The following is a 24,839-nucleotide window of genomic DNA, read 5'->3' on the forward strand; positions in this document are numbered from 1 at the left end:
ACCAACGAGGAGACAAACGGACAGTCACATGGCCATAGTTCGTCGACGACCACCCGCACGCCCACGAGGTGAAGCGGGTCTGCGAGGTGCTGGAGGTGAACCGTTCGAGCTACTCAAGTGGCGCGCCGGTGACCTGTTCGACTCCCTGACCGCGCGCGGGGACGAACTGTTCGAGCCCGTGGACGCGTTGCTGTGTGCGGACGGTCCGGTAAGGGCACCGGTGGACCTGACGCTGGTGGCCGAGCACCGACGCGGGCACGGCGCCATGTACGACGCCCTGAACAGCGGGAACGTGGACGTGCCCCGGCTGCGGCAGGTGCTGGCCGGGCTTCCGATGCCGCGGGCCGCCGACGGGCGCCTGGTCCTCGCGGTCGACATCAGCCACTGGCTGCGCCCCGACGCCGCCACCAGCCCGGAGCGCCTGTTCTGTCACGTCTACGGCCGCAACGGCCGCTCCTCGGACCAGCTCATCCCGGGCTGGCGGTACTCGTTCGTCGCCGCCCTGGAATCGGGCCGGACCTCCTGGTGCCAGCTCCTGGACGCCGTCCACCTGGGCCCTGCCGACGACATCGCCGAGGTCACCGCCGCCCAGGTCCGCCGACTGGTCACCGACCTCATCGAGATGGGCCGCTGGCACGCGGGCGACCGCGACATCCTCGTTGTCTTCGACGCCGGCTACGACGCCCCGCGCATGGCTCACCTCCTGGCCGGGCTGCCGGTGGAGGTCCTGGGGCGGATGCGCGCGGACCGGGTCATGCGCCGTCCAGCACCCTCCCGCAAGGAGTACTACCTGGCCCACCCCCGCGGCGGCCACCCGCCCAGGCACGGCAAGGAGTTCCGCTTCGCCAAACCCGACACCTGGGGTGAGCCCGACGCCGCGACAGCGCAGGTCACCGACCGGTACGGCACCGCCCGCGCACTGTCCTGGGACCGCGTCCACCCCCGGCTCACGACCCGCTCCGCCTGGATCGACCACACCGGCGGACTTCCCGTCATCGAAGGGACGTTGATCCGTCTGGAGGTCGACCGCCTGCCCGGCGGCAAGATCCCGCTGCCGCTCTGGCTGTGGTCCTCGAAAACCGGGATGACGACCGTCGACGTTGATGTCCGATGGCAGATGTTCCTGCGAAGGTTCGACCTGGAACACACCTTTCGCGTGTTCAAACAGACCCTCGGCTGGACCCGCCCGAGACTCCGCACTCCCGAGGCGGGCGAGCGCTGGGCCTGGCTGATCATCGCCGCACACACGCAGCTCCGCCTCCTCCGCCAGGCCGCCGCCGACCTCCGCCGGCCCTGGGAGAAACCGGCCGGGCCCGGCCGGCTCACCCCGGCAAGGGGCCGCCGGGGGTTCCGGAACCTCCGCCCGCGCCTCGCATGCCCGGCCCCGTGCACCCAAACCCTCAAACCCGGCCCGGGACGGCCACTCGGTTCGAAGAACCGGCGCCCCGCCACCCGCTACGACGTGGGCAAGACCATGAAACGGCCAGAAAGCATCACCGAACGAAACCGGCTCAGAGGATAAATGCCAAGCTAACGTAGCCCTGATCCTCGCATCAGGGACTGACAACATGACTACGGGGCGAGCAGGACCCGGTACGAGTCCGGTACAGCGAGGACAGTCTTGCTCGCCCCCTTTCCGCAGCGGGCCGAGTAGGCCGACACCGGACGCGGGGATCGGTGGGCGTGCAGTCGAAGATGTCACGGAGGGTGGCGGCACCGACAGGGACAACCGCGGGGAAACTCCCAGACGCACCAAGCCAAGCAGAGTACCACCCAGGCCGGCGCGAACCCCGGGGCCGCACATCGGGGTTTAGTATTCGCGACGGCGTCGGCGGCGACGTCGGGCTGGTACACGTGCAGCATCAGCTGCCCCGGCGCGCGGCGGCGGTTCCATGGTCAGCTGACCGGCAGCGTAGATGCCCAGTCGTGGAGGAGCTGTGCATACCGGGGCGGATCAAGCTCGTGCATGACGTGCGGCGCGTCCGGTGCCGAGTGGTAGTCGACTGTCACCCCAGCCGACCGCATCAACGTGACAGCGTGCGCGGCCTGCGCGTCGGACAGCGCTCCGAGCGGCTCTCCCGTGTCCGGGTCGACGGACCGCGTGTGGTGGGTGACCAGCACGGGCGTCTTGACCTGCCTGAGCATCCGGTCGTGCGGGCAGTTGAGGGCGACGGTCCCCTCGTGGAACGCCCGTGCCCACTCGGGGTCGTACTCCTTGAGGTTTTGCGGCGGCTCCTCCTGCCTCCCGGAAAGCTGCGAGGCGAAGATCCGAACCATCGTGGACGGGGACTTCTTGACGGCCTCGAGGTAGCCGGGCCAGTCGTTGACAGACCATTGGTCGCCGAGGTAGGTGCTGTACAACTCGAACAGCGGCCCAGCGCCCTCCCGGATCGAGTGCCCGATGGCCGGGACCAGTTCGGAGGAGAACAACGGCGCATCCTCCAACAGCGCGCCCCGGATCTGGCCGGGCATGGCGTACGCCGACAGCCATGCGGCCAGGACACCGCCCGAGGAGTTGCCCGCAACGATGACCGGGCGCTTGACGACCAGGGAGATGAACCGGACCAGGTCGTTGCCGAAGTTGTCGAGGCTGTACCGCTTGGGCGTCCACGTGCTGCGCCCCTGGCCGCGCAGGTCGACGGCGTATACGTGGAAGTCGGGAGACAGCAGGCGCATCGCCTCCTCGTAGCTCCACCACGACCCGGTCTGCTCGGGGACCAGCAGCAGCGCCGGCTTGTCCGACGATCCGGCCTCGGCGTAGTTCATGGTCACCTCGCCGAGGTCGACCCGCTGCTCGGGGTACGCGTGCGGGACGAAGACGTCACGGAACGCGGGGTTGCTCGCCATTGCTCCTCTTTCGTGCGTACGGCAGATTCCATGGCCCAGCGCTGGGCCAGTGCCATGTAGTAGGTGGTCACGTCGGGGCGGCCGACGGCAGCTGCGCTCAGCACCTCGCCGGGCGCGGCCCCCTGCGGGATTCCCGCGCCATCACCGGTGTGTGGACGTGATCATGTTCGGATGTCACGGCGCTAGGATTCACCTTGTGACTGCCGCCAAGCACTGCCCGTTTCGATGAGTGGTACGGCGGATCACACGCGGCGCTCGGGACGCCCGCCGCAGGGGGAGCCGATCCTTGAACGTGCGTTCAAGGTCCTGGGCGCATTCGCCCACACAGGGGAGAGCCTGCCGCTCAAGACGCTCGCGTCCCGCGCCGACCTGCCCAAGAGCACCACCTCGAGGATCGCCGCGCAGTTGGTCGGCGTGGGGGCTCTCGAACGTCTGGAGAACGGTGAGTTCGTCGTGGGACTGCAGATGCTGGAAATCGCGTCGCTCGCTCCCCGCGGCCACGGCCTGCGTGCCGCCGCGCTGCCGTTCATGCAGGATTTGCACCGCGTAACGCGCCAGCACGTCCTTCTCGCCGTTCGCGACGGCCACGAGGCGGTGCTGGTGGAGCGCCTGTCGGCGCACGACGCGGTTGCCGTGAAGTACCGCGTGGGCGGACGGCTCCCGCTGGACACCACGGGGATCGGCATCGCCCTGCTGGCCTATGCGACCGAACGGGTGCGCGAGGACGTGCTCGCCGGGGCCGCGGCCCCGGCCCGCGTACGTCAGTTGATGGCCATGACCCGGTCCGAGGGTGTGTGCGCGGCGGCCGTGCCCAACCCAGTGGACACCGGCCCGGCCACGATATCGACGGTCGCCGCACCCATCCTCGGCCGCGGCGGCAAGGCGCTGGGTGCGGTCTCGCTGGTCGGAGCGGACGAAGCGGGCACTCAGATCGCTTGTCGCATCGCGCTGCGTACGGCGAGTCTGGCGATCTCGCGAGCACTTGGGACCGCGGTGGCGGGTTCAGGTAAGGGGCCAGGCCAGCAGAGGTAGCCGGGTTCGGCGTCGGGGGCGGTCATCAGCGCGGTGCTGTGCTCGGGCCCGGCGGTGGCGATCATGTGCGGCGGCCGGCCCAGCCACCCGCGGAGCGTGTCGCGGGCCGCGGGCCGCGGCGAAGGTCGCCTCGGTGCTACATCCGACGTCCTGCCTGTGATCGTGTCGGCGCTGCGCGAGGGCGTACGCGCCGCCCCCGCCAGCACACTCGTGCCCGTCCCGGCGCTCTTCGCTCCGGGGCCTCGTCGAAGTCGACGTCACCGCCGCCTCCCTGTCCGCCTGAACCGGCCGGGCGGGGTAGCGGCGGTGGCCCGTCACGAACCCAGCCGGTGAAAATCGCGGTTGTGGTAGACGAGTCCGTCGGCGTCACCCCGCACGTGGATCTCTTCCACCCGGATGAAGAGAACGCTGTGCGAACCCATCGGCGTGCGCCCGGACAGAGTGCCGGTCATGGTCACCGGCGCGTCGCGCAGCACCGGCACCGGGTCGGCCGACGCCCAGATGTCCCAGGCGAAGCGCTCGTCCATCGCCACGTTCGTTGCTCCGGAGAAGTGCCGCGCCAGCTCCGCCTGGTCCCCGCCGAGGACGTTCAGCGCGACCCGGCCATTGCTGACGAAGACGTCGTGCATGGCGCTGCTCCGGTTGACGCACGCCAGGATGGTCGGCGGGGAGTCCGTGACCGAGCAGACGGCACTCAGTGTGATTCCGCACCGGCCGCCGGGGCCGTCGGTCGTGAGAATGCTGACAGCCGCCGCCAGGTGTGCCATGGCGTCCCGGAATTCGGCGCGAGTGGCTGTGATCGTCATGTTGTCTCCGCCCCTGTTCAACTCGTTCGGGTTCGTGCTCATGCGGCGTTCGGGCGTCAGATGTTCGTGGCGATGGGCTCGTCGACACCGGTCAGTGCCCGCCCGTAGGCCTCGCGGGCCAACTGCGTGTTGAGGAAACCGTGGCGGCCGGCCGCCTCCAGGTCACGCCAGGCGCGCTGCAGCGGGTTGGCCTCGGCGAACCCGCTCGCGCCGTGGATGTCGAGCAGCCGTGACATCGCCTGCCGGCAGCTCTCCACCGCGGTGGAGATGTCCATCCGCGCGCGGGCCCGCTCCACCAGACTCATGGCGGTGCCCGACGCGACCGCCGCGTCGATCGCGTCAGTCGCGCGGCGGGTGTGCAGCCGGGCGGTGTCCAGGTGCTGCGTCGCCTCGGCCAGCCAGAGCTGGGTCACCACCGCCTCCGGAGCGGAGGGGTACCGGCTGTAGACGATCTTCTTCTTCGCCGCCAACGTCTGGTGCACGACGTCCAGCGCCCCGTGCGTGGCGCCGAGCAGCGGGCCCGCCATCATGGCCGATCCGCCGATCCCGCTGAGGATCACCTGCTCCGCGGTCCGGGGGCCGTTGGGGGTGATGATCCGTTCGGTCGGTACGAAGACGTCCGAAGCGACGATCGTGTGGCTGCCGCTGCCGCGCATACCGGCGACCCACCAGTCCTCGTCGATGGTCAGGTCACTCATCGGGACGGCGAAGCCGTGCACGGTCGGGCCGCCTTCCTCGACGGTGCCGGTGGCCAGAACCATCGCCCACCGCGCATGTGTGCAGCCCGAGGCGTACCCCCACCGCCCGGTCAGCCGGACTCCTCCGTCGACAGGTTCCACCCGGCCGGCAGTTGGATTGAGCGAACCGCACAGCCAGGAGTCCGGACCCTCGCTGTACAGGAAGGAATTGAGGGCGGGGCTCTTCGGAGTAATGGCGATTTGCCCACTCACTCCCACCACCCAGGCGGTGGAGGCACAGCCGCGCCCCAGTTCGGCCGTCACCTCGGTCAGCGTCCCGATGCCGTGGCCGTAGCCGCCGTACTCGACGGGTACGCACAGTCGCGCGAACCCGGCCTCGGTGATCACCGCGAGGCTCGCGTCGCTCAGGTGCCGCCGCTCCTCGGTCTCGGCGGCGTGCTGCCTGAGCAGCGGCACAAGTGCGGCGGCGCGCGCCACGAGCTCCTCGCGTGCGGGCACCGCGCTGGTTTCGTCGTGTCCGACGGCCGTCATCGTCATGATCGCTTCCTTGGATGTCTCGGTCCGGGCTCACGCCCCGATGCGACCGAGTCAAGCCGAGCGACGCGACGCGTCTCTTGTGACGGCGACCAGAGTTCAGTCCGGTCTTTGCGACGGCGGTCCGAACACCTCGACGAAGTTGAGGGCGGCGTGCACCGCCAGCCGGCCCTCCTTCACCGGACGCCCGCGCAGTTGCTCGGCCTTCTTCACCCGGTACAGCACGGTGTTCTTGGCGATATGCAGCCGTTCGGCGACAGCCGAGACGGCACGGTCGTCGTCGAGGTAGGCGCTCAGCGTGCTCCGCAGCTCCGCCATCGCCGGGTCGTCGGCCGCAAGCGGCCCCAGCACCCGGGTCACGAACTCCGCCGCCGCGACCGGGTCGGCGTTCAGGAGGATCGGCAGCTCCAGCCGCTCGTAGTCGTACACGGGCCCCGGAGACCGTCCCACCCGGCCGGCCCGTTCGGCTGCCAGCGCCTCCTCGTGGGAGCGGCGGAAGCCGGCGAGGGCGTATCCGGGACGCCCCAGCGCGACGCGCAGATGCGGCGGGAGCCCCGGGTTCCGCGGCGCGGACTGCCGGTCCGGGCCCGGCGTGGGCGGACCGCTGACCCTGCCTCCCCACGCCCACAACTTGGCCGTGCCGGTGGGTACCAGCAGGACCGAGGAGCATCCGGCGGTCGTCAGCAGCCGCGTCGCGGCGTCGGCGAGTTCATCGGCGCCACCGGCCACTTCGGTGTCGGACCAGGCGATAAGCGCCAGATGGTGCACGGTCAGATCGTAGGAGAGTCGGCTCATGGCCACGTCGCGGTCGATCTTCCGGCCCGCGAGGATGTCCCGCACCATTTCCTGCCGGGCCGCCGCGGCACCGGCGAGCCAGCGGTCACGGGTGACGGCAAACTCCTGTGCCATCAGGGCGCTCAGCGCGGCCATCCCTTCGAACAAGTCCGCGGACATCTGCCGCATGACCTCCGACTGACTCTCCGGGGGCAGATGGGCACCGCACCAGTCGAAGAGTCTGCCGAGGAAGTCCGAATGGAACAGTTGGACGCCCTGGAGCCCCACGTCCACCGACACACCCCTCGGTACGGCTTCCCTGACCAAGGCGGAGATCTCGCTGCGCAGAGCAGCGGGCGGAGTGTGGTCCCCCGACAGGGAGACGACGGCGGACAGAGCCAGGGCCTCGTAGGAACGGCGCGGCCGGAAGTGGACGTACCGGACGTCGGAGAGACCGTGGACGTTCCGTCTGGCCGCCATGGCCTGGCCGGCCTCGATGGCCCACCCCGCCGCGGCGCGGCCGACCCGGGCGACCACCTCGGCGACCAGCATGGGATCGGACACGGCGGAGCCGATTACCGCCTCGTCCTCGGGCTGAAGCCGTACCAGCCATGCCCGCTCCCGGGCCCTGGTCCCGTCCGTGCTCACCGGGCGCTCCGGCGCATGGGCCGACTGTGACTCATCTTGCCTTCCCGTGTCCCCTCGTTGGCGAAGTGGAGTTCACGGCCGATGCGCGGTGGCCGACCGCGGGACCGGGTTGACGAGGAGGACATGCGGCTCATTGTAGCGGAAATTAATGAACAACGTTCATTTAAGAGAGTGTCTCACGTGACACGTTTCGCGAGCTTCTTGTAGCCGGTCAGAGCGGCGGCCAGGCCGAGGAAGGCGAGGACCACGCGGAGTTTGACGGGTCGGCGCCGCCGTGGTCCCCAGCGGGACCGGACGGCGGGTATGCCGCGGATGAGCGGCTCGAGGGCGAGGCTGTCGTGCATGTTCGCGCCGGACACGGCGACGCGGAGCGGGATGCCCTGGGCATCGGACAGCACATGCGGCTCGCTGCCCTTCTTACCGCGAACGACCGGGTTCGGCCCGGTCAGCGATCCTCCCTTTTGGCGCGAACGGAGGCCGCGTCGATGATCGCCGAGGTCCAGTCCACCTCGCCCCGGGCCCCGAGTTCGTCCAGCACCCGCCGGTGTGCAGCCGACGCCACAGGCCGGCCTCGGTCCGTACCGTGAAGCGGCGATGCGCGGTGGCGGGCGACGTGCCGAACGTCGGCGGCAGATGCAGCCAGGCACAGCCGCTGGTCAGCGCGTACACCACTGCCGTGAACACGGCCCGCTCGTCACACGGAGCGGTCCCACCACCTTGCGGACGAGCAGCGAACGACGGCAGCAACGGGGCGGCCAGCCCCCAGAGTCCATCAGAAACCAGACGCTTCGGCAGATCAGCACCCACGACCGGCATCATGCCGTACGAACATCACGTCACGTGAGAAACCTCTGAGCCTTGATGGGTGCGGCTGTCCTGGCAGCCTGCTCGATCTTCGCGCAGTGGGCTGCACGGGCTTGCTCGTCGATCTGCTCCTCGTTTTCGGCGCGCACCCCGGTCCGGCCGTCGAGGCCCTCGCGCAGGATATCGGCGTGCCCGGCATGCCGGATGGTCTCGCCGAGAACATGGACCATGATGGCGAACAGGTTCGTGTTGGGATAAGGCTCCGGCCACCACGGCACGTGGCCGGGGGCATCGAGGGCAAGCTCGTTGATCGTCGCGTCCGAGTGTTCCCACGTGCGCCGGTAGAACCCGATGATCTGATCGCGGGTCTCGTCCTCGGTCGCCCACAGATCGCTGCCGTTGTAGTCCTGCCACCGGGGCAGCGGTTCCGGGGAAGGGCGGTCGAAGACCTCGCCGAAGTACCTGGCCTCGACGGTGGCCACGTGTTTGACCAGGCCGAGGAGGTTGGTCCCGGTCGCTGTCAAAGGTCGGCGGGCGTCGTATTCGGACAAGCCGTCGAGTTTCCAGAGCAGCGCCTTGCGGTCCCGCCGCAGTCTTCCGTGCAGGTTGTCTTTCGCGAATTCATCGATCATGCGGCATGAGCCTGCCATGGGCTGCTCGTGGTCTCAACGGCACGCGAACGCCACAGCCGGTCGAGCCGCCGGACCTCCTCCCGGACGGTCCCGGTCGGGAGGGCGGCGGGCCCGACCGGTTCCGCCTCGGTCGCCACCAGCTTCGACAGCGATCGGATCAGGCGCAGGATCGCGGCGTGGTCGAGCCGGTCCTCCCTGCCGAAGGTGTAGAGCACCTTCGGCACCGACCGGCCGACGGCCGGGTCCGCCTGATGGTGGGCCGGGTGGAGGTAGCGGACGGTGCCGGACTTGCTCGTCTTCTTGGTGGTCCTCACATACATGACTACGACCCGTTCGAACGAGCGGCCCGTCAGGTGTCTCAGACGGCCACGGCCGCCGCCGGTAAAGCGCGCACCACACGGTCCCCGCGTCAGCCCCGTTCACCTTCACCCGCGCGATGTCGTGTACCTCACCGAGGCCCAGCCAGGTGCCGAGCCGACTGATCGGGTCGGTGATCGCTTCCGTTCACGGCCAGTGGCAGGCGAATGGCAGGCGCCGTTGGCGTGCGGTCGTGAGGAGTCGGGCAGCGCGGAGAACAGCCGCAGCCTCCCACGGCAGCAGCGACCGGCAAGTCGAGGTCCGTGGCTTCCGGGTCGAGACAGCGTGACGGCGGTGGTGCCGGCCGGGCCGGCACCAGTCGCGGTCAACCAGTCGCGGTCACCTCATCACCCCACCGCTCGCTCCAGGGCTGTTGGATCCAGGACCGGCCTTCAAAGACGGGTCGTGGTCTCGGACATAGACGGTGACTCGCGCCCCGTTGACATGGGTTGTTCCGTACGCGCGGAAGTGGCGCCGCAGGATGCGTGTTTTCGCTTCCTCCTGCGGGTTGGTCGGCGAGTGCGCACCCGCCGCGCGGACCGCGACGATCCGGTCGAATTCCAGCATGCGTGCCGCAATATCCTGGGCGGGAAGCTCGACACCTGCAAGTGTGTTCGACGATACGGGATCCTGCGCCAGGGCGAGATCTGTCAGAAAACGGGTGTCCTCGGGGTTGGCCGCGGTCAAGATCCGGTGCTGGCCGGAGAGATAGAGCAGCCCGTCGCCGGGACGGCCTTCCCTGCGTACGGCGGCGCCGATGGCGGTGACGTCATTGCTCCGGCTCTGGGGCGTCCTCAGCGACAGGCTCGACGGGACGAGCGCGGCCAGTACGGCAACCACCGCGATCCACACCGTGCGGGAAGACCGCTGCACCAGGTGGAAGTAATCCATCCAGCCACCCAGCAGCAACGCGATTCCGATATTGCTGTAGAGCACATACCGGTCGACGAAAAGGGGCTTGACCAGTGAGGTGATCAGCAGCAGAAGGCCCGGAAGCACAAGAATCGGCACAGCCAGCACGGAAAGCCGCACGGGCCCCCTCACCCCCAGAGGCCATCGGGCACACGCCACGCCCACGACCGCCACAACCAGGAAATAACGAAGCCGCACCGGTCCGCCGATCCAGGAGATCTGCCCCGACTGCCCCGCACTGCGGATCGCCAGCGGCAACAGCCCGGCCACAACACCCGCGGCGGCCACACTCCACGCCCTCAGCACCGGACGTGGCACACGGGAGACAACCAGTGTGACGCCGTGTGCGACCAGGGCGAGGACCGCGAACTCATGGAGCAGACAGGCCAGCAGCATGGTGGAGCCATAGACCGCCCACCGCCACCGGGCGCGATGCGGGACGCTGGCCACGAGCGCATAGGTGGCCCAGGTGACCAGGGCACAGACCATGGCATACGAGCGGCCTTCCTGCGCGTACTTCTGTACCTGGGGAAGGAGCGGAAACACCAGCCCGGCCAGCAGCCCGGCGCGGGGTCCCGCCAGGCGTAGCCCCAGAAGCCCGACTCCGCTCGCCGCCACGGACATTGCCAGCACAGACGGCAGCCGCAACGTCAGGAGCCCTCCGCCGAAGAGACCGAAGATCTCATGCATCACGGCGTAGTAGAGGGCATGGACCAGATCAATATGCTGGGCGGTGTGCCATATCTGTGAAAGATCGCGGTGCGCGAGCTGATAGGTGACGGACTCGTCCCCCCACATGGTGTTCTTCCTGCGGATACCCCAGAGCCCCAGAGCGATGGTCAGCGCCAAGGGCGCGATGACGACAACGGCTCTGGCCGGGCTCGGTGATTGCCGACGGGCGGGTACGGGAGGGGAACCCGTCCTGACCACGGCCGGGGCATGTTCATCAAGGGACATCGGCGACAGGGCCTTTCAGCAGTGGCGAACACACTCCGCCAGCGTGGCCGGACCCCATTGACCCGTTGCTGACCCAACCTGACCGGCCGATCAGGAAGGCGGACCGGCGCTGTGCGAGGCTGCACCCCATGCGCATCCTGGTGATCGAAGATGAGGTGGACCTTGCCCACACCCTGCACACCGGTCTGACCGCCGAGGGCTACAGCGTCGACCTCGCCCACGACGGCCGGCAGGGACTGTGGATGGCCCGGACCGGCGAATACGCCCTTGTCGTACTGGACTTGATGCTGCCGGGACTCAACGGCTACAAGGTCTGCGCCCAGCTGCGCCGGGAGGGCAACGCGACCCCCATCCTGGTACTCACCGCCAAGGACGGGGAGTGGGATCAGACAGAGGCCCTGGACACGGGGGCCGATGACTACCTGGCCAAACCCTTCTCCTACATGGTGCTCGTCGCACGGCTGCGGGCCCTGGTCAGACGAGCCGCCACGGCCGCCCCGCCCGTCCTTGCCGTGGGCGACCTCTCGTTGGATGTCGCCGGCCGGGTCTGCCGCCGGGCCGGGACCCGGGTGGAACTCACACCCCGGGAGTTCGCCGTGCTGGAGCTGCTGGCCCGCCGGGCGGGCCAGGCGGTCTCCAAAACGGATCTGCTCTATCACGCGTGGCCCGACGACGCCCAGGATCCCAACCTGGTGGAGGCGCGCGTCAGCGCCCTCCGCAAGAAGGTGGACACCGCGTTCCACCGGAAGTCCCTGCAGACCGTACGGGGTACCGGCTACCGGCTGGTGGACGACCGTGAACGCGACTGAGCCGCGACGCCGCTGGCGGCCGCGTTCGGTACGAGCCCGCGCGGCCCTGGCCGCCGCCGCGGCCGCCGCCGTCATCCTGGTCGGTACCGGCTGGTGGGTACACCGCGACGTCTACCGTGAGGGCACGCGGATCGCCGAGAAGCAAGCCCAGGAGCAGCTCTGGGCCCTCGTCGATCAGCTGAACGAGGGTGTGGTGCCCGTTCGCAGAAGCGCCGTGCCGTACGAGGTCGTCGCGAGCGGCCGGCGCTCCGCTGTCGCCTACGGCGGAGGCATGGACGATCTCGATCCCGGCACCCGCCATGTGCTGCCCGCCCCATCGCAGGCCAAGGACTCCGCGCTCTTGACGATCCGTCCCATCCGTATACCGGTGCGCCGCGACGACAACCCCAGGGACGGGTCCGATATGGCCGGCCGGACCTACATGGTCATGTCCGCCGATATCAGCGCCGATGAACTGAGCAGCGACAAAGCCGCCGCTCTGGGCGTCGCCGCCGACGCCAAGCTGCGGGTCTATGTGGTAGTGCTCCCCCACACGGCCGAGGCAGTCACCAAGACCACCGACCGCCTGCTGCTGCGGGCCGGGCTCGTCAGCCTCGTTCTGATCGGCGCCGTCGCCTACTTCGCCGTCCGCATCGCGCTGCGGCCGGTCGAAGCCATCCGCGTCCTCACCGCCTCGGTCACCGCGAGCGACCCCCGCGAACGCGTCACCGTCCCCGCCACGGGACACGAGATCACCGCCCTGGCCACCACCATCAACACCACCCTCCAACGCCTCGACAACGCCGCCGCCCAGCAACGCCGCTTCGTCGCGGACGCCGCCCACGAACTGCGCAGCCCCCTCACCACACTGCTGGCCAGCCTGGAAGTCGCGCTCGCCTACCCGGAACGCACCGACTGGCCCACCGCGGCCACCACCGCCGCACGACAGACCCGCCGCCTCCAAGCCCTCGCCGAGGACCTGCTGCTCCTCGCCCGCCTCGACACCCGCACCCCCGCAGCCGACCCCGAAACCGTCGACCTGACAGCCCTCGCCTCCCGGCTGACCGAGCAATACCCCCTCACCGCACGGCCGTTGACCCTCACCTGCGACAGCACCGCCCCCGCACACGTACACGGAAACCCCGACGAATACGAACGGCTGCTGCGCAACCTCATCGACAACGCCGCCCGCCACGCCGCACACCGCATCCAGGTCACCGTCCGAAACCAGGACGCCTGGGTCGTCCTCACGGTGCACGACGACGGACCGGGCGTGGCCACCGAGGACGCCGAGCGCATCTTCGAACGCTTCGTCCGGCTCGACGACGCCCGCTCCCGCGACCACGGCGGCACCGGCCTGGGCCTCGCCATCGCCCGCGACCTGGCCCACCGCCACCGAGGCACCCTCACCCTCACCCCCCGGACCCTCGGAGCATGCTTCCAGCTACGCCTTCCCCGAGCCCCCGCCCCGGCCGAGAAATGACGCGCTTCACCGCGGCAGCCCTTCGGAACCGGAAGACCACCAGATGACCACGTGGCCGGCCGACTCCGCGCGGCCGGCCTCGCCGCGATCGCCGGCCTCGGCTTCGTCGGCCTCGACGGCGGTGGCGACGACAGCAGCGGCCGGGCGGTCATCACCGGCTGGCAGAAGCCCAGGGGCAAGAAGCTCCCGCCCGCGAAGAAGCAGGTCAACCAGCTGATCGCCGCAGAACGAGCCGTTTGCGAACACGCCTTCGCAGACCTGACCCACGGCGGGTCAGGTGCGTTGCTGAGACGTCGTGTCAGGCGGTCTTGACAGCTCCAGCGTCCATCAGCAGGTCCGTGCCGGACATGCTGGCCGCCAGCGGTGAGGCAAGGTAGGCGACGGCCGTGGCGACCTCGGACGGTTCGAGCAGGCGGCCGGTGGTCATGCCCATCGAGGCCGGGATCTGAGCCAGCAACTGCTCCTGGCTGATCCCCATGGAGCGGGCCAGCTCCGCGCCGTAGCCATCCGGGCTCTCCCACATCGCGGTACGCACCGCGCCCGGCGAGATGGTGTTGACGCGCACGCCCTGCGGTCCGAACTCCTCTGCCAGTGCCTTGCCGAAGGCGGTCAGCGCGGCCTTGGCAGTGGTGTAGGGGACGGGCCCGGCATGCGGCATCCGGGCGCCGTTGGAGGAGATGTTGACCAGCGCCCCGCGGCGGCGCAGCAGGCTGGGCAACGCCGCCCGGCTGGTCCGCACGGCGGCCAGGAAGTTCAGGTCGAGGGACTGTTGCCACTGCTGGTCGGTGAAGGAGAGGAAGCCGCCGGTCTGGCCCTCTCCGCTGTCGCCGCCGCCGACGTTGTTGACGAGCAGGTCGAGGTCGCCGAACTCGGTGGTGGCGCGGTCGATCAGCTGGGCGGGGGCGTCGGGAGTCAGCAGGTCCACCGGTACGGCCAGGGCGCCGGTCTCCTTCAGCTCCGGGGTGATGGTGCGGGCGGCGGCCACCACGCGCACGCCTTCGGCGATGAGCGTTTGGACGGTGGCCAGTCCGATGCCGCGGCTCGCGCCGGTGACCACGGCGGTGGTGTTCTTCAGCTGCAGATCCATGAGTGCGCTCCTGTCGGGGCAAGGAACCAATCGCTACTCCAGCGACGCCGTAAAGCTAGTAGATGCAACATCAGTGATGCAAGTAGCCGGGGTTTGGCGTCCTGGATGTACTGTCGCGTTCATGGAGACGAGGGGGCGCGCGCTGCGCGCCGATGCGGAGCGGACGGTGCGGACGATCCTGGAGGCGGCCGAACGCGTCCTGGCCGCCGACCCGGCGGCGACCATGGAACAGATCGCAGCGGCGGCCGGGGTGGCCCGCACCACCGTGCACCGGCGCTTCGCCACCCGCGAGGCACTGGTCGAGGCACTGGTGATCTGGGCGACCGAGCGGTTCCACCAGGCCGTGGAGGCCGCCCGCCCGCTCACCTCCCCACCGCTGGTCGCCCTGCACCAGGTGACCGCCAACGTCCTTCAGGTGAAGATCGGCTGGAGCTTCGCGATGAGCCGGACCGCTCCCTCCGACCCCGAGGCGGCGCGCGTGCACGCCGACGTCCTGGCCCAGTGCGATCAGCTCTTCCGCCGCGCACAGGAGGCCGGCCTGCTGTCCGCGGACACCGACCTGGAGTGGGCCCGCCGGGTCTACTACGCCCTGATCCACGAGGCGGCCGAAGAAGGGCGGGAGCTCGTCGATATCGGCGCCGTCGACCAGCTGGCCGCACGTGTGGTGGACACCCTGCTGCACGGAGTCGGAACACCGGTGTAGACCTCGCCTCGAAGGCTGGCCGGGGGCTCGGCCCATCCACCCGGATACCCCGGAGTCCGGGCGACCTCATCAAGATCAAGTACAGCGTCCACCAGCCACCCGGACGGCACCGTGGCGCGGCGCGGACGGAGACGGACTGTTCGCCCGCGGCTCGGTCTCACCCGTCCGCGAGCGGTTCGTTTGCCGGACGTGAGTGAGACGTTTCCGAAACGTCAGCGGCCCCGGGAAAAGTGGTGTTCAGACCGCGGGAACCGCCAACGAAGACTCCCGCACGAACCCAAGGGGGAACCCGATCATGCGTACGTCCCGGATTCGTACCGCCGCCCTGGCCGCCGTCACCGCCGCGCTGGCGCTGGGCCTGACCGCCTGCGGCGGCGCCGACGGCGACTCGAAGGCGGCAGGCAGCGACAACACCACCGCTACCGCGCAGAGCAAGTCGGCGTCCGACCGGGACCGCAAGGACGGCGCGGAGCAGGCCAACAGCAACAGTGACACCAAGACGGACGCGCGCTCGGCCACCACCTCGGACGGGTCCGACGAGGTCGCCAGCAAGGACGCATCGGTCGCTGCCCAGCAGTGCCTCGGCGACGAGATGCTGGTCACCGCGGTGCACCGGTTCGCCGGACAGCAGGGCGACCACCTGCTGATCACCGCCTCGAACCAGGGCACCACGCCCTGCTGGGTCACTTCCTACCCCGCCGTGAAGCTCGGCGACGACGACACCGCACTGCCGCACTCGAAGAAGGACAACCCGGGCGGCGACCAGCGCATCACACTCCAGCCCGGCGCCACGGCATACAGCGCGGTGAACCTCTTCGACTACGGCTCGGACAACCAGACGGCCCAGTCGCTCGCCATCGCACTGCGCGACGCGGACGGCCACCAGAACCCCTCCTACTCCGTCGTCATGAAGGGCGAGAAGCAGCAGTTCAGCTGGAACGAGGCCGACGTACTGAACTGGAACACCGAGAAGCCCTACGACTTCTGACCACCCGCCAGACAGCGAGGGCGTCATCCCGGACACGCCACACCACACCTCCCGCACCCCACCGGCACGGCCTCGGTGCGCCGGCACCGTCCGAGCGCTTCCGTGACCAGCCGCGCGGCAGCTTCGGCGCGGCAGCCGAGCGCCTTCACGATGACCGGACCGGGGTCATGCAATGCTCCCCCGCGGCTCGCCGTCCAGGCCGGCCACGTCAGGAGCGCGCAGCGGCCGCCCAGGGCCGCGATTCACATCGGCACGCCGAACGTGACAGAGAAGTGGCCGGTCGGAGAGTTCCAGGGAACAGCCCGCCGCCCGCGCCGAGGGGTCAGCCTGCAGGCAGGCTCCGAGGCGCGGATCGGCGTCCCTGTCCCGGCGGACGCTCCGGGTGCGGCGTTCGCCGCCAATAGCGCTTCCAGACTTCGAGTTGCAGTGTGCATGCGACGGCCGTGACCTCGACGTCCGCGGCGGCCCCGCCCATGATGAAATCGGCCAGGTCTCCTTCGTCGCGGAACACACCGTCGCACACGAAGGTGCTGGCAGCGCCGATGAGCGCGAGGAACCGTGTGGCCGGGTGGGCGGCGAGCGCTGTGCTCAGCCGGGTGGCCGCGCTCGGCGGGCAGGAGATTTCGAGTACGGCCTCGACCTGGTAGCCGAGGTGTCGCGGTTCGACCTCTACGCGGGGGCGCAGCAGTCCCGAGGCGAACATCGCCGTCGCCGTGCGCCGGGCACGGGACTCGGAGACGTCCAGGGCGCGGGCGAGGTCGGAGTAGGGGGTCCGCGCGTTGTCCCGCAGTACGGCCGCCACCTCGCGTTCCAACGGGCCGAGGTTCGGGTCGTTGCCCTCGTCGGCCGCGGTGTGCGCGGCGAGCGCCGCCTCCTGGTCCGCGGTCAGCCGCGGCAGCCGCCACGCCGCGGAACTGGTGAGCCTCCGCAGACTCCAGTGCGCCCGTACCCCGCGGATACCCGGGATGCCCGGGATGTCGTCGACCAGCGCAGAGCTGGTCGCCGCCCGGGTCATCCCGTGCAGGACGGCGTAGACGTCCCCGTGCCCGGATGTGATGCCGACGTGTGCGGTGTCTGCCCGGTCGGCGAGGGCGGCGGCGACCTCGCGGGCCCGCCCGGGTTCGGTGTCGATCCACAGGTGCACGGGCGGTCCCTCGGCGAGCAGCGACCAGTCCACCTCGCAGATGACCCGGAGCAGGCCCTCGTCCAGCAGACGGCCGTACCGGCGCCCGACCGTGCGCGCGGAGCTGCCGAGCACACGCGCCAGCATGTCGAAGGGTGCCCGGGGCGCGTGCTGCAGCGCAGCGATCAGGTCGAGGTCGGCGTCGTCCAGCTTGCCATCGTCCGCCATCGGCGCCCTTCTTCTCGTCACGTGGTGCGCGGAACCGGCGTCCACGCCGCCGACAGCGCACGGATCAGGCAGCCTATCGGCTCGGCCGCCGTTCTGGTGCACCGTCATCAGCGGAACGACTGAATCAGGCATTCGTCGCCGAATCCTTGCCTGAATGCGGCGGACACTGTAGAACTGCTGCACGACTTCGTCACCAAGGGGCGCCCAAGCGCGTCAAGGAGGGTGGCTGGATGGCCGCACCACCCGGAGCACGCCCCGGCATGCTCAAGATCTTCTTCGTGTCCTGTATGGGGACCACGCTCGAGTACTACGACTTCCTCATCTACGGCACCGCAGCCTCGCTGGTCTTCAACAAGCTGTTCTTCCCCGCCGACGATCCGCTCGTCGGCACACTGCTGGCCTTCGCCGCGTTCGGCACCGGTTTCCTGGCCCGCCCGCTCGGCGGGATCCTGGCCGGGCACTGGGGCGACCGCGTCGGGCGGCGCCGGATGCTGATCCTCACGCTGACCACGATGGGGCTGTCCACGATGGCCGTCGGGCTGCTGCCGACCTACGCGGTGATCGGTGTGTGGGCCCCCATCCTGCTCGTGGTGCTGCGGCTGGTGCAGGGCCTCGCCGCGGGCGGTGAGTGGGGCGGCGCGGCACTGTACGGGGTCGAGTCCGCACCACCGGACAGACGGGCGTTCTACGGCAGCTTCACCGGCGCCGGGATCAGCATCGGCGGACTGCTGGCGATCGCCGTCTTCGCGACCATGAACGCACTGTTCCCGGACGCGATGCTCACCTGGGGCTGGCGGATCCCGTTTCTGCTGGGCGGTCTGCTGATCGTCGTCGGCCTGGTCGCTCGCCAGGGCGTGGACGACGTGCCGCGGCAGGCGGACTCCGGCGCCCCGCCGGCCGTTCCACTGGTCACCGTGGTCCGCCACCACCCCCGCGCGCTGCTGCTGACGTTCGGCCTGAGCCTGGGCTACAACGCCATCGCCTACATCGGCTTCTCCTTCTTCCTCACCTACGCCGTCGCGGTGGGCCATTCCACCGGTGAAAGCCTCGGGGCACAGGCGGTCTTCCTCACCGGAGCCACCATCTTCTCGCTGGTGTCCGGAGCGCTGGCGGACCGCTTCGGCCGACGTCCCGTCGTGCTCGTCGGCGCGGTGCTGACCGGGGTCTACCTGTTCGCCTTCTTCTGGCTGGTGAAGAACGGCAACCCGGTCCTGTTCCACCTGGCGTTCGCACTGGCTTCACCGCTGACGGCGTCGATGAAGGGCGCGACGCCCGCGATGATCGCCGAACAGTTCCCGGCGACGGTCCGCTACAGCGGCGCGTCGCTGGGCTACCAGCTCGGCGCCGCGCTGGGCGGCGGGCTCGCCCCGACCGTGGCCACGCTGGTGTTCGTGTCATCCGGCAGGGCCACGTGGAGTGTGCCCTTGCTGGGCCTGGCGGTTGCGGCGCTCGTCGCCGTCTGCGTCCTGGGCCTGCCGGAAACCATGCGGCGGTCGGTGGCCGCGAACGAGAGGACCCCACAGGAGGCATCGCGATGATGGCTGTACCCGACCCCTCCGCGCTGCGCGATGTCGACGGCGCGAGCCTGCACCGATGGCTCGAACGGCACCGCGGGCACGTGCTGGACGACGTCCTGGACCTGGTCGGTCAGGAAACCCCCAGCGATGACCCGGCACTGCTGGACCGCGGGCTGGCCTGGCTCGAGCGGTGGGTCACCGGCATGCTCGGCGAACCGCGGCACCGCTCCCGTACCGACGGCGGCTCTCACGGGGACACACTCACCCTCGAGTTCGCCGGTACCGGTTGCGCGCCGGTTGTCCTGCTCGGCCACTACGACACGGTGTGGCCGGCGGGCACGCTCGCCGACTGGCCGTGCACGGTGGACGGCGACCGGGCGACCGGGCCAGGGATCTTCGACATGAAGGCCGGGCTGGTGCAGGCGGTCTGGGCGCTGCGCGCCCTCTACGCCACCGGACACCAGGCGCCCCCGGTCCGGCTCGTGCTGAACGGCGACGAGGAGATCGGCAGCCCTGTCTCCCGTCCGGTGATCGAGCGTGCCTGCGCCGGGGCGGCGGCCGTCCTCGTGTTCGAAGGCAGCGCCGCCGGTGCGCTGAAGACCGGCCGCAAGGGCGTCGGCATCTTCGATGTGACCGTGACCGGGCGCGAGGCGCACGCCGGGCTGGAGCCGGAAAAGGGGGTGAGCGCCATCGACGAGATGGCCCGGGCCACGTTGGCACTGCACGCGCTGGCCGATCCGGCGGCCGGTACCACGGTCAACGTCGGCCTCGTACACGGCGGCAGCGCGATCAACGTGGTGGCGGGGCGAGCCGCCGCACGGGTCGACGTGCGGGTCGCCAGCCAGGCCGAGGCGGACCGGGTGGACCACGCGCTCGCGCGCCTGGAACCCCACGATCCACGGGCCGACATCACCGTCACCGGCGAGTGGAACCGGCCCGTGATGGAACGCACCCCCGCGATCACCGCCATGGCCGGCCTCGCCCGCGCGGCGGCCGCGGAACTCGGGGCGGACCTCGCCGAGGTGTCCGTGGGCGGCGCCAGCGACGGCAACTTCGCCGCCGCGACCGGAGTCCCGGTGCTCGACGGGATCGGCGCGGTCGGTGACGGCGCCCACGCCCGTCATGAACACGTGTCGGTCGCGGCCCTGACCGAACGATCCGCGATCGCCGCCGCCGTGCTCGCGGCCTTCCCGAAAGGACGAACCGAATGAAGATCGAGGGAATCGAGCTGATCCGGGTGACGATGCCGTTGCGGAACACGTTCCGCACGTCCTTCGGCACCATTCACGAACGGGACCTGCTGCTCGTCCGCGTGGTCACCCCCGCAGCCGAGGGCTGGGGCGAATGCGTGGCGTTCGGCGCGCCGATGTACTCCTCCGAATACGTGGCGGGCGCGGCGGAGGTGCTGGAACGGTTCCTCGGCCCCCGGCTGCTCGAACGCGGCGAGGTGCGAGCCGAGGAGGTCGCGGAACTGCTCGCGCCGGTGCGCGGGCACCGGATGGCGAAGGGCGCCTTGGAAACCGCCGTGCTCGACGCGCAACTTCGGGCCCGTGACGAGTCACTGGGCAACTACCTGGGCGCGACCCGCAACCGGGTGCCCGCCGGCGTCTCGGTCGGCATCCTCGACTCCGTGCCGCAGCTGCTCGACGTCGTCGGCGGCTACCTCGCCGAGGGCTATCTGCGGATCAAGCTCAAGATCGCGCCCGGATGGGATGTCGAGCCCGTGCGCGCGGTGCGGGAGCGGTTCGGCGACGACATCCTGCTACAGGTCGACGCCAACGCCGCGTACACCCTCGCCGACGCCCGGCACCTGGCGCGGCTCGACGACTTCGGACTGCTGCTCGTGGAACAGCCGCTCCAGGAGGAACAGCTGCGCCAGCACGCGGAGCTGGCACGGCTCATCCGTACGCCGATCTGCCTCGACGAGTCGATCGTTTCCGCCCAGGGGGCCGCGGACGCGCTGGCGCTCGGAGCGTGCCGGATCGTCAACATCAAACCGGGGCGTGTGGGCGGGTACCTCGAGGCCCGGCGCGTTCATGACGTCTGCCGCGCCCATGGCGTGGCCGTCTGGTGCGGCGGGATGCTCGAGACCGGCATCGGCCGCGCCGCGAACGTCGCGCTGGCCGGACTGCCCGGTTTCACCGTGCCGGGCGACACCTCCGGCTCCGCCCGCTACTACGAGCACGACCTCACCGAACCGTTCGTGCTCCGGGACGGACACCTCGACCTGCCCACCGGTCCGGGCATCGGGGTCACCCCGGACGCCGCCGCGCTGGCCGCGCGTACCACCGCGAGCACCTGGCTGACCGCGTGAGGCGGAACCACACCGGGCTCTGGCGGGTCACGTTTCTTCCGGCCGCGCGATGATGTCTTGCCGCCAGGGCGCGGAAGGGGGCGGCGGAGCGCCGTAGGAAGGCCGGCGCCCCGCCGCTCTCCACCAACCGCGCCTGATCCTCGCCGCTCCTCACCACCGTCAGCCGTCCTCGGGCTCGCCCGGCGCGACGAGGGCACCGCCCACCTCAAGGACCGGTTCCGGCAAGCCGTCGACGAAGGCGATCTGCCCCCGGACCCCGCCCCCCGGGGGAACCCGCCCGCTACCTCATGACCGTGGCCATCGGCATCGCCGTCCAGGCCGCCGGCGGCGCCACCCGCGACGACCTCCAGCGGGTCGCCGACGCCGCCCAGGCCCGCTCCAACGACCCGTACCACCACGGGCGTCAGCAGACCGGTTGTCGTCACCCCAGACGGAGCGCAGGGGCGACGGCCGGTGATCACGCGCAGGCGTCCCCCTCGCCGGCTGGTTTCGCCGTATTGAAGGTGGGACCAGCCGGGCAAACACCGGGGCCCTGGGGTTGGAGCGCCTTGCGTGACGAGTTCGGCGACGCTTGTCACCCGCAGAGCGGACCAGGCGGAGTCGCAGTACTGCGATGCCGGACAGCTGAGTCGGTCAGGGGTGCGGGTGCCGGCCCTCACCCTTGCTTCCGCCCAGTCTCAATCATCTTCGGTGATGAAGTCGGTCAGCGCGGCAGCGACGGCATCGGGCTGTTCATCGGGGATGAAGTGTCCTGCGTCCGGCACGACGATCCCGGTGGCGTGGTCGGCCCACGGCCTGATGGAAGCTGCCATGTCGGGGATGGAGCCGTGGCTGCTGGAGATCCCGAGAACCGGAACTCCCAGGCGCTGTTGTTCCAGCGCTTCGTGGTTCTTCCGCGCCGACTCGGCGGCATCCCGGTAGTAGGCCAGGGATGCGCGGAGACCGCCGTCGGCGGCCACGGACGCGGCGTATTGCTCAATTTCGACGTCGTCGAAGGTGTCGGAGGAGAGAGTCTTGACCTTCAGGAACCAGCCGACGTACTCCCGTTCGCGGCCGGCGAGCAGTGTCTCGGGCAGGTCGGGCACGAGGTGGAAGGCGAAGTGCCAGGTCTTCCACGCCTGCTCGGGGTTGGTCGGAATGGCGTCAGGGAGGGTGATGCCCGGGATGCCGGCGTCGAGCAGTGCCAGGCCACGCAACTGGCTCTGGTACTTCAGGGCGAGGGAAAAGCCGACCCACGCGCCGATGTCGTGGGCGACCAGCCAGTATGTCGAGACTCCGAGCGCCTTGACCGCGGCGTGGACGTGCGCGGCGACCGTGTGCGTGTCGTAGCTGATGTCCGGGCGTTCGGAGTGGCCCTGGCCCGGCAGGTCGATCGCGATGATGTGGAATCGGTCGGCCAGGTTCGGCATCACCTTGCGCCATGCCCACCAGGTCTGCGGGAACCCGGCGAGCAGCACGACGGCTGGACGGTCCGGCTGACCGCCCTCGACCGCGTGCAGCCGGACGCCGTCCGCGTCGACCCAACGGTGGGTGAAACCGGCCAGCTCGGGCAGCGGCAGGTCGCGGACCGGGTTGCCGGGGACGCGGGGGGCGCTTGCGGGGTCATTCATGATTTTCCTCCACTGGGGTGAGGTATGTTGACGGTCTGCTGAAGGTGTCGGGTGTGCTGGTTGATGCGGTGCGTCGACCGAGGACGAGGCCCACGAGCGCGGTGGATATGACGAGAGCGGCGAGCATGGTGCTGGAGGCGCGTGTCCCGACGGCCTGGTCGGCGAAGCCGAGCAGCAGGGCCGGGACGACGAGCCCGGAGTAGAGGAACAAGAAGTAGGTTGCGTTGAGCTCGGCTCGATTGCCGGGATCGCACAGTGCGTCGGTAACGCTCAGACCGTGTCGCCACAGCGTTCCGACCGCCGCGCCGGCGAAGACAGTGCCGACGATGAACAGCGGCGCGGAGTGGGTCCACAGCGCGGCCTCTATCACGATCATCCCCACGGCCAGGAGGGCCGTCCCGATGTCGCGTCGCAAAAGGGCCGCAGGCGTGACGATCTGCGCCAGCAGCGCGCTGATGAACAGCGTGCCGACGCCCACGCCGATGACGGCGAAGTTCGATACGCCCAGGTCGTCGCGCAGGAACGCAGGAGCCAGCGAGGAGAAGAACCCGTTGACGCCCGAGGAGGCCGCGACGAGCACGCCGCTGGCGACGAACGACCGCACCCGGCTTGCTCCGTCGGGAAGGACCGGGCGGCGGATACGAGGCTGCCAGCGCGCCGTTCGGTCTGCGGTCTCCTCTGCGGTCTCGGGGATGACCAGCCAGGAGACGCCGGCGACGGCGCACGCCGCCAGGTAGCACCAGAACACGGTGTGAGTCGGTGCTGTGACCCATTGTGCCAGGACGCCCGCGGCGACGACGCCGAGACTGAGGCCGCCGACGTTGGCAGCGGTGCTCAGCACGGCTGCCGTCCTGCGCCCGCGCACGAGTTCCGCGATCGCCGACGTTGCCGTCGCGGTGATGAGCCCGGTCGCCACGCCGCTCAGCACACGCGAGATCAGCAGGACCGTGAGACCGTCTGCCAGCGCGAATCCCAGAGCGCTCAGCGCCGTGAGGGCGAGCGACAGCGCGAGAACGGGACGGCGGCCAATGGCGTCGGACAGGGAACCGGCCACGAGCAGGGTGCCGAGGACTCCGACGACGTAGGCGATGAACACGACAACGGTGATGAGCGGTCCGAAGCCGAATTGCGTGGCCCACAGCACGTACAGCGGGATCGTCAGTGTTCCGCCCGCCATGACAACGGTGTAGGCGAACGCGACGGCGCCGACCGCGAGCACGCGGTGCTTATGTCGCCGCGCTGTGAGGTCTGCGGGGTATCCGGCCTTGATCATGCCTTCACCCTACCTCATCTTGAACTGTTTAGTTCATGATGGATGATGGTCTCCACCAAGAAGGCGGAGCAGGAGGGAGGGGCGGCATGGCAGGCAAGAAGCAGTTCGACATCGCCACGGCGCTCGATGCCGCGATGATCCAGTTCTGGCGGGCCGGCTACGCGGACACGTCGCTGGACGACCTGTCCCGGGCGACCGGACTCAACCGCAGCTCCATCTACTCCTCCCTCGGCGACAAGGACACGCTCTTCATGCGCTGCCTGGAGCGCTACGCCACGCGCTACGGAGACAAGTACGACGCCGCGTTGTCCTGCGCCGCCGACCGGCCCCTGGCAGCCGCGCGGGCGTTCTTCGACATCACCCTGGAACGCATCGCGGACCCCGGTCTGCCCGACGGATGCCTGGTGGCCCAAACGGTCATGGCGATCCCAGCGCTGAGCGCGAGCGTCGCGGCGCGTGCACGGGAAGCGATCGGCTTCCAGCACACCCGGCTACGCGCCGCGCTGAAGGCCGGCCGACTGCCCGACGAGACGGCCGAGTCCTTCGCGACCCACCTTGCGGCCGTGAACCAGTCCCTCGCTGTCATGAGCAGAGCCGGAACGAGCACGGAGCAGCTGCGCGCCATCGTCGATGTGACCCTCGACGCACTTGCGCAGACTCTCGGCGCGAGCGACTGAGATGTGTCCGGCACAGCGGACTCCGCCGTCTGCCTGAGCAGAACCCG

General features: G+C 70.0%; 24 protein-coding genes. 11 read left to right on the forward strand and 13 right to left on the reverse strand.

The genetic code is table 11. The annotated features are described in order from the left end of the window. Positions 1-28 precede the first annotated feature (28 nt). Entirely contained in the window at positions 29-1,522 is a 1,494-nt protein-coding gene (locus N6H00_RS00390) for an NF041680 family putative transposase (protein WP_443072885.1), read from the forward strand. Between the two features lie 374 nt (positions 1,523-1,896). Here the strand turns inward: N6H00_RS00390 and N6H00_RS00395 are convergent, their stop codons facing one another. Beyond that, complete coding sequence (locus tag N6H00_RS00395) at positions 1,897-2,847, reverse strand: alpha/beta fold hydrolase (protein WP_268969461.1); 951 nt, start codon at positions 2,845-2,847, stop codon at positions 1,897-1,899. 225 nt (positions 2,848-3,072) lie between these two features. Here N6H00_RS00395 and N6H00_RS00400 point away from each other — a divergent pair, with 225 nt between their 5' ends. Further along, positions 3,073-3,879 carry an IclR family transcriptional regulator gene (locus tag N6H00_RS00400; protein ID WP_268969462.1) on the forward strand — a complete coding sequence of 269 codons (807 nt, stop codon included), beginning with the start codon at positions 3,073-3,075 and terminating at the stop codon, positions 3,877-3,879. Between the two features lie 314 nt (positions 3,880-4,193). On the opposite strand, the gene N6H00_RS00405 is transcribed toward N6H00_RS00400, so the two are convergent. The 8 genes from N6H00_RS00405 to N6H00_RS00435 all read right to left on the reverse strand — a co-directional run bounded on the left by N6H00_RS00405 (position 4,194) and on the right by N6H00_RS00435 (position 11,001). Further along, positions 4,194-4,685, reverse strand: a complete 492-nt coding sequence (locus N6H00_RS00405) for a flavin reductase (protein WP_268969463.1) — start codon at positions 4,683-4,685, stop codon at positions 4,194-4,196. Positions 4,686-4,741: 56 nt separating this feature from the next. Continuing rightward, positions 4,742-5,920: an acyl-CoA dehydrogenase family protein gene (locus N6H00_RS00410; RefSeq protein WP_268969464.1), complete on the reverse strand. Its 1,179-nt coding sequence runs from the start codon at positions 5,918-5,920 to the stop codon at positions 4,742-4,744. Between the two features lie 96 nt (positions 5,921-6,016). Further along, positions 6,017-7,339 (reverse strand): PucR family transcriptional regulator, encoded by a 1,323-nt coding sequence (locus tag N6H00_RS00415; RefSeq protein ID WP_268969465.1) that lies wholly within the window; start codon positions 7,337-7,339, stop codon positions 6,017-6,019. Positions 7,340-7,515: 176 nt separating this feature from the next. Then, positions 7,516-7,737, reverse strand: a complete 222-nt coding sequence (locus N6H00_RS40370) for a hypothetical protein (RefSeq protein WP_443072886.1) — start codon at positions 7,735-7,737, stop codon at positions 7,516-7,518. 19 nt (positions 7,738-7,756) lie between these two features. Continuing rightward, positions 7,757-8,158: a transposase gene (locus N6H00_RS40375; protein ID WP_443072887.1), complete on the reverse strand. Its 402-nt coding sequence runs from the start codon at positions 8,156-8,158 to the stop codon at positions 7,757-7,759. 17 nt (positions 8,159-8,175) lie between these two features. Next, positions 8,176-8,775, reverse strand: a complete 600-nt coding sequence (locus N6H00_RS00425) for a DinB family protein (protein ID WP_268969466.1) — start codon at positions 8,773-8,775, stop codon at positions 8,176-8,178. Continuing rightward, the gene (locus tag N6H00_RS00430) at positions 8,772-9,089 is read right to left on the reverse strand and encodes a hypothetical protein (protein WP_268969467.1); all 318 of its coding nucleotides are present in this window, start codon (positions 9,087-9,089) and stop codon (positions 8,772-8,774) included. Before N6H00_RS00430 ends, N6H00_RS00425 begins: the two co-directional genes overlap by 4 nt. A gap of 382 nt (positions 9,090-9,471) precedes the next feature. Next, positions 9,472-11,001 carry a glycosyltransferase family 39 protein gene (locus N6H00_RS00435; protein ID WP_268969468.1) on the reverse strand — a complete coding sequence of 510 codons (1,530 nt, stop codon included), beginning with the start codon at positions 10,999-11,001 and terminating at the stop codon, positions 9,472-9,474. Between the two features lie 128 nt (positions 11,002-11,129). On the opposite strand from N6H00_RS00435, the gene N6H00_RS00440 reads away from it, so the two are divergent. From N6H00_RS00440 to N6H00_RS00450, 3 genes are read left to right on the forward strand one after another with little or no spacing between them, the layout of a single operon-like run. Beyond that, complete coding sequence (locus N6H00_RS00440; RefSeq protein WP_268969469.1) at positions 11,130-11,810, forward strand: response regulator transcription factor; 681 nt, start codon at positions 11,130-11,132, stop codon at positions 11,808-11,810. Next, complete coding sequence (locus N6H00_RS00445) at positions 11,797-13,272, forward strand: sensor histidine kinase (protein WP_268969470.1); 1,476 nt, start codon at positions 11,797-11,799, stop codon at positions 13,270-13,272. Before N6H00_RS00440 ends, N6H00_RS00445 begins: the two co-directional genes overlap by 14 nt. 51 nt (positions 13,273-13,323) lie before the next feature. Next, positions 13,324-13,584: a hypothetical protein gene (locus N6H00_RS00450; protein ID WP_268969471.1), complete on the forward strand. Its 261-nt coding sequence runs from the start codon at positions 13,324-13,326 to the stop codon at positions 13,582-13,584. Here the strand turns inward: N6H00_RS00450 and N6H00_RS00455 are convergent. Beyond that, entirely contained in the window at positions 13,571-14,359 is a 789-nt protein-coding gene (locus N6H00_RS00455; protein WP_268969472.1) for an SDR family oxidoreductase, read from the reverse strand. The genes N6H00_RS00450 and N6H00_RS00455 overlap by 14 nt on opposite strands. 121 nt (positions 14,360-14,480) lie before the next feature. Here N6H00_RS00455 and N6H00_RS00460 point away from each other — a divergent pair, with 121 nt between their 5' ends. Next, positions 14,481-15,062 (forward strand): TetR/AcrR family transcriptional regulator, encoded by a 582-nt coding sequence (locus N6H00_RS00460; RefSeq protein WP_268969473.1) that lies wholly within the window; start codon positions 14,481-14,483, stop codon positions 15,060-15,062. Positions 15,063-15,357: 295 nt separating this feature from the next. Beyond that, entirely contained in the window at positions 15,358-16,050 is a 693-nt protein-coding gene (locus tag N6H00_RS00465; protein ID WP_268969474.1) for a DUF4232 domain-containing protein, read from the forward strand. A 322-nt stretch (positions 16,051-16,372) separates the two neighbouring features. Here N6H00_RS00465 and N6H00_RS00470 read toward each other — a convergent pair whose 3' ends face one another. Next, a complete protein-coding gene (locus tag N6H00_RS00470) occupies positions 16,373-17,401 on the reverse strand; it encodes an Lrp/AsnC family transcriptional regulator (RefSeq protein WP_268969475.1) in 1,029 nt (342 codons plus the stop codon). Positions 17,402-17,631: 230 nt separating this feature from the next. On the opposite strand from N6H00_RS00470, the gene N6H00_RS00475 reads away from it, so the two are divergent. The 3 genes from N6H00_RS00475 to menC are packed head-to-tail and all read left to right on the forward strand — an operon-like array spanning position 17,632 to position 21,232. After that, positions 17,632-18,939 carry an MFS transporter gene (locus tag N6H00_RS00475; RefSeq protein ID WP_268969476.1) on the forward strand — a complete coding sequence of 436 codons (1,308 nt, stop codon included), beginning with the start codon at positions 17,632-17,634 and terminating at the stop codon, positions 18,937-18,939. Beyond that, positions 18,939-20,129, forward strand: coding sequence for a M20 family metallopeptidase (locus tag N6H00_RS00480; RefSeq protein ID WP_268969477.1), 1,191 nt, complete (start codon positions 18,939-18,941; stop codon positions 20,127-20,129). The genes N6H00_RS00475 and N6H00_RS00480 overlap by 1 nt, the downstream gene beginning before the upstream one ends. Continuing rightward, positions 20,126-21,232: an o-succinylbenzoate synthase gene (menC, locus tag N6H00_RS00485; protein WP_268969478.1), complete on the forward strand. Its 1,107-nt coding sequence runs from the start codon at positions 20,126-20,128 to the stop codon at positions 21,230-21,232. The genes N6H00_RS00480 and menC overlap by 4 nt, the downstream gene beginning before the upstream one ends. Before the next feature lie 677 nt (positions 21,233-21,909). Here the strand turns inward: menC and N6H00_RS00495 are convergent. Together N6H00_RS00495 and N6H00_RS00500 are read right to left on the reverse strand one after the other, a co-directional pair. Beyond that, entirely contained in the window at positions 21,910-22,842 is a 933-nt protein-coding gene (locus tag N6H00_RS00495; RefSeq protein WP_268969479.1) for an alpha/beta fold hydrolase, read from the reverse strand. After that, positions 22,835-24,115, reverse strand: a complete 1,281-nt coding sequence (locus N6H00_RS00500; RefSeq protein ID WP_268969480.1) for an MFS transporter — start codon at positions 24,113-24,115, stop codon at positions 22,835-22,837. The genes N6H00_RS00495 and N6H00_RS00500 overlap by 8 nt, the downstream gene beginning before the upstream one ends. 86 nt (positions 24,116-24,201) lie before the next feature. Here N6H00_RS00500 and N6H00_RS00505 point away from each other — a divergent pair, with 86 nt between their 5' ends. Further along, entirely contained in the window at positions 24,202-24,792 is a 591-nt protein-coding gene (locus tag N6H00_RS00505; protein WP_268969481.1) for a TetR/AcrR family transcriptional regulator, read from the forward strand. The last annotated feature ends 47 nt before the right edge of the window (positions 24,793-24,839 follow it).

Source organism: Streptomyces sp. S465, assembly GCF_026898115.1.
GTDB classification, from domain to species: Bacteria; Actinomycetota; Actinomycetes; order Streptomycetales; family Streptomycetaceae; genus Streptomyces; species Streptomyces luomodiensis.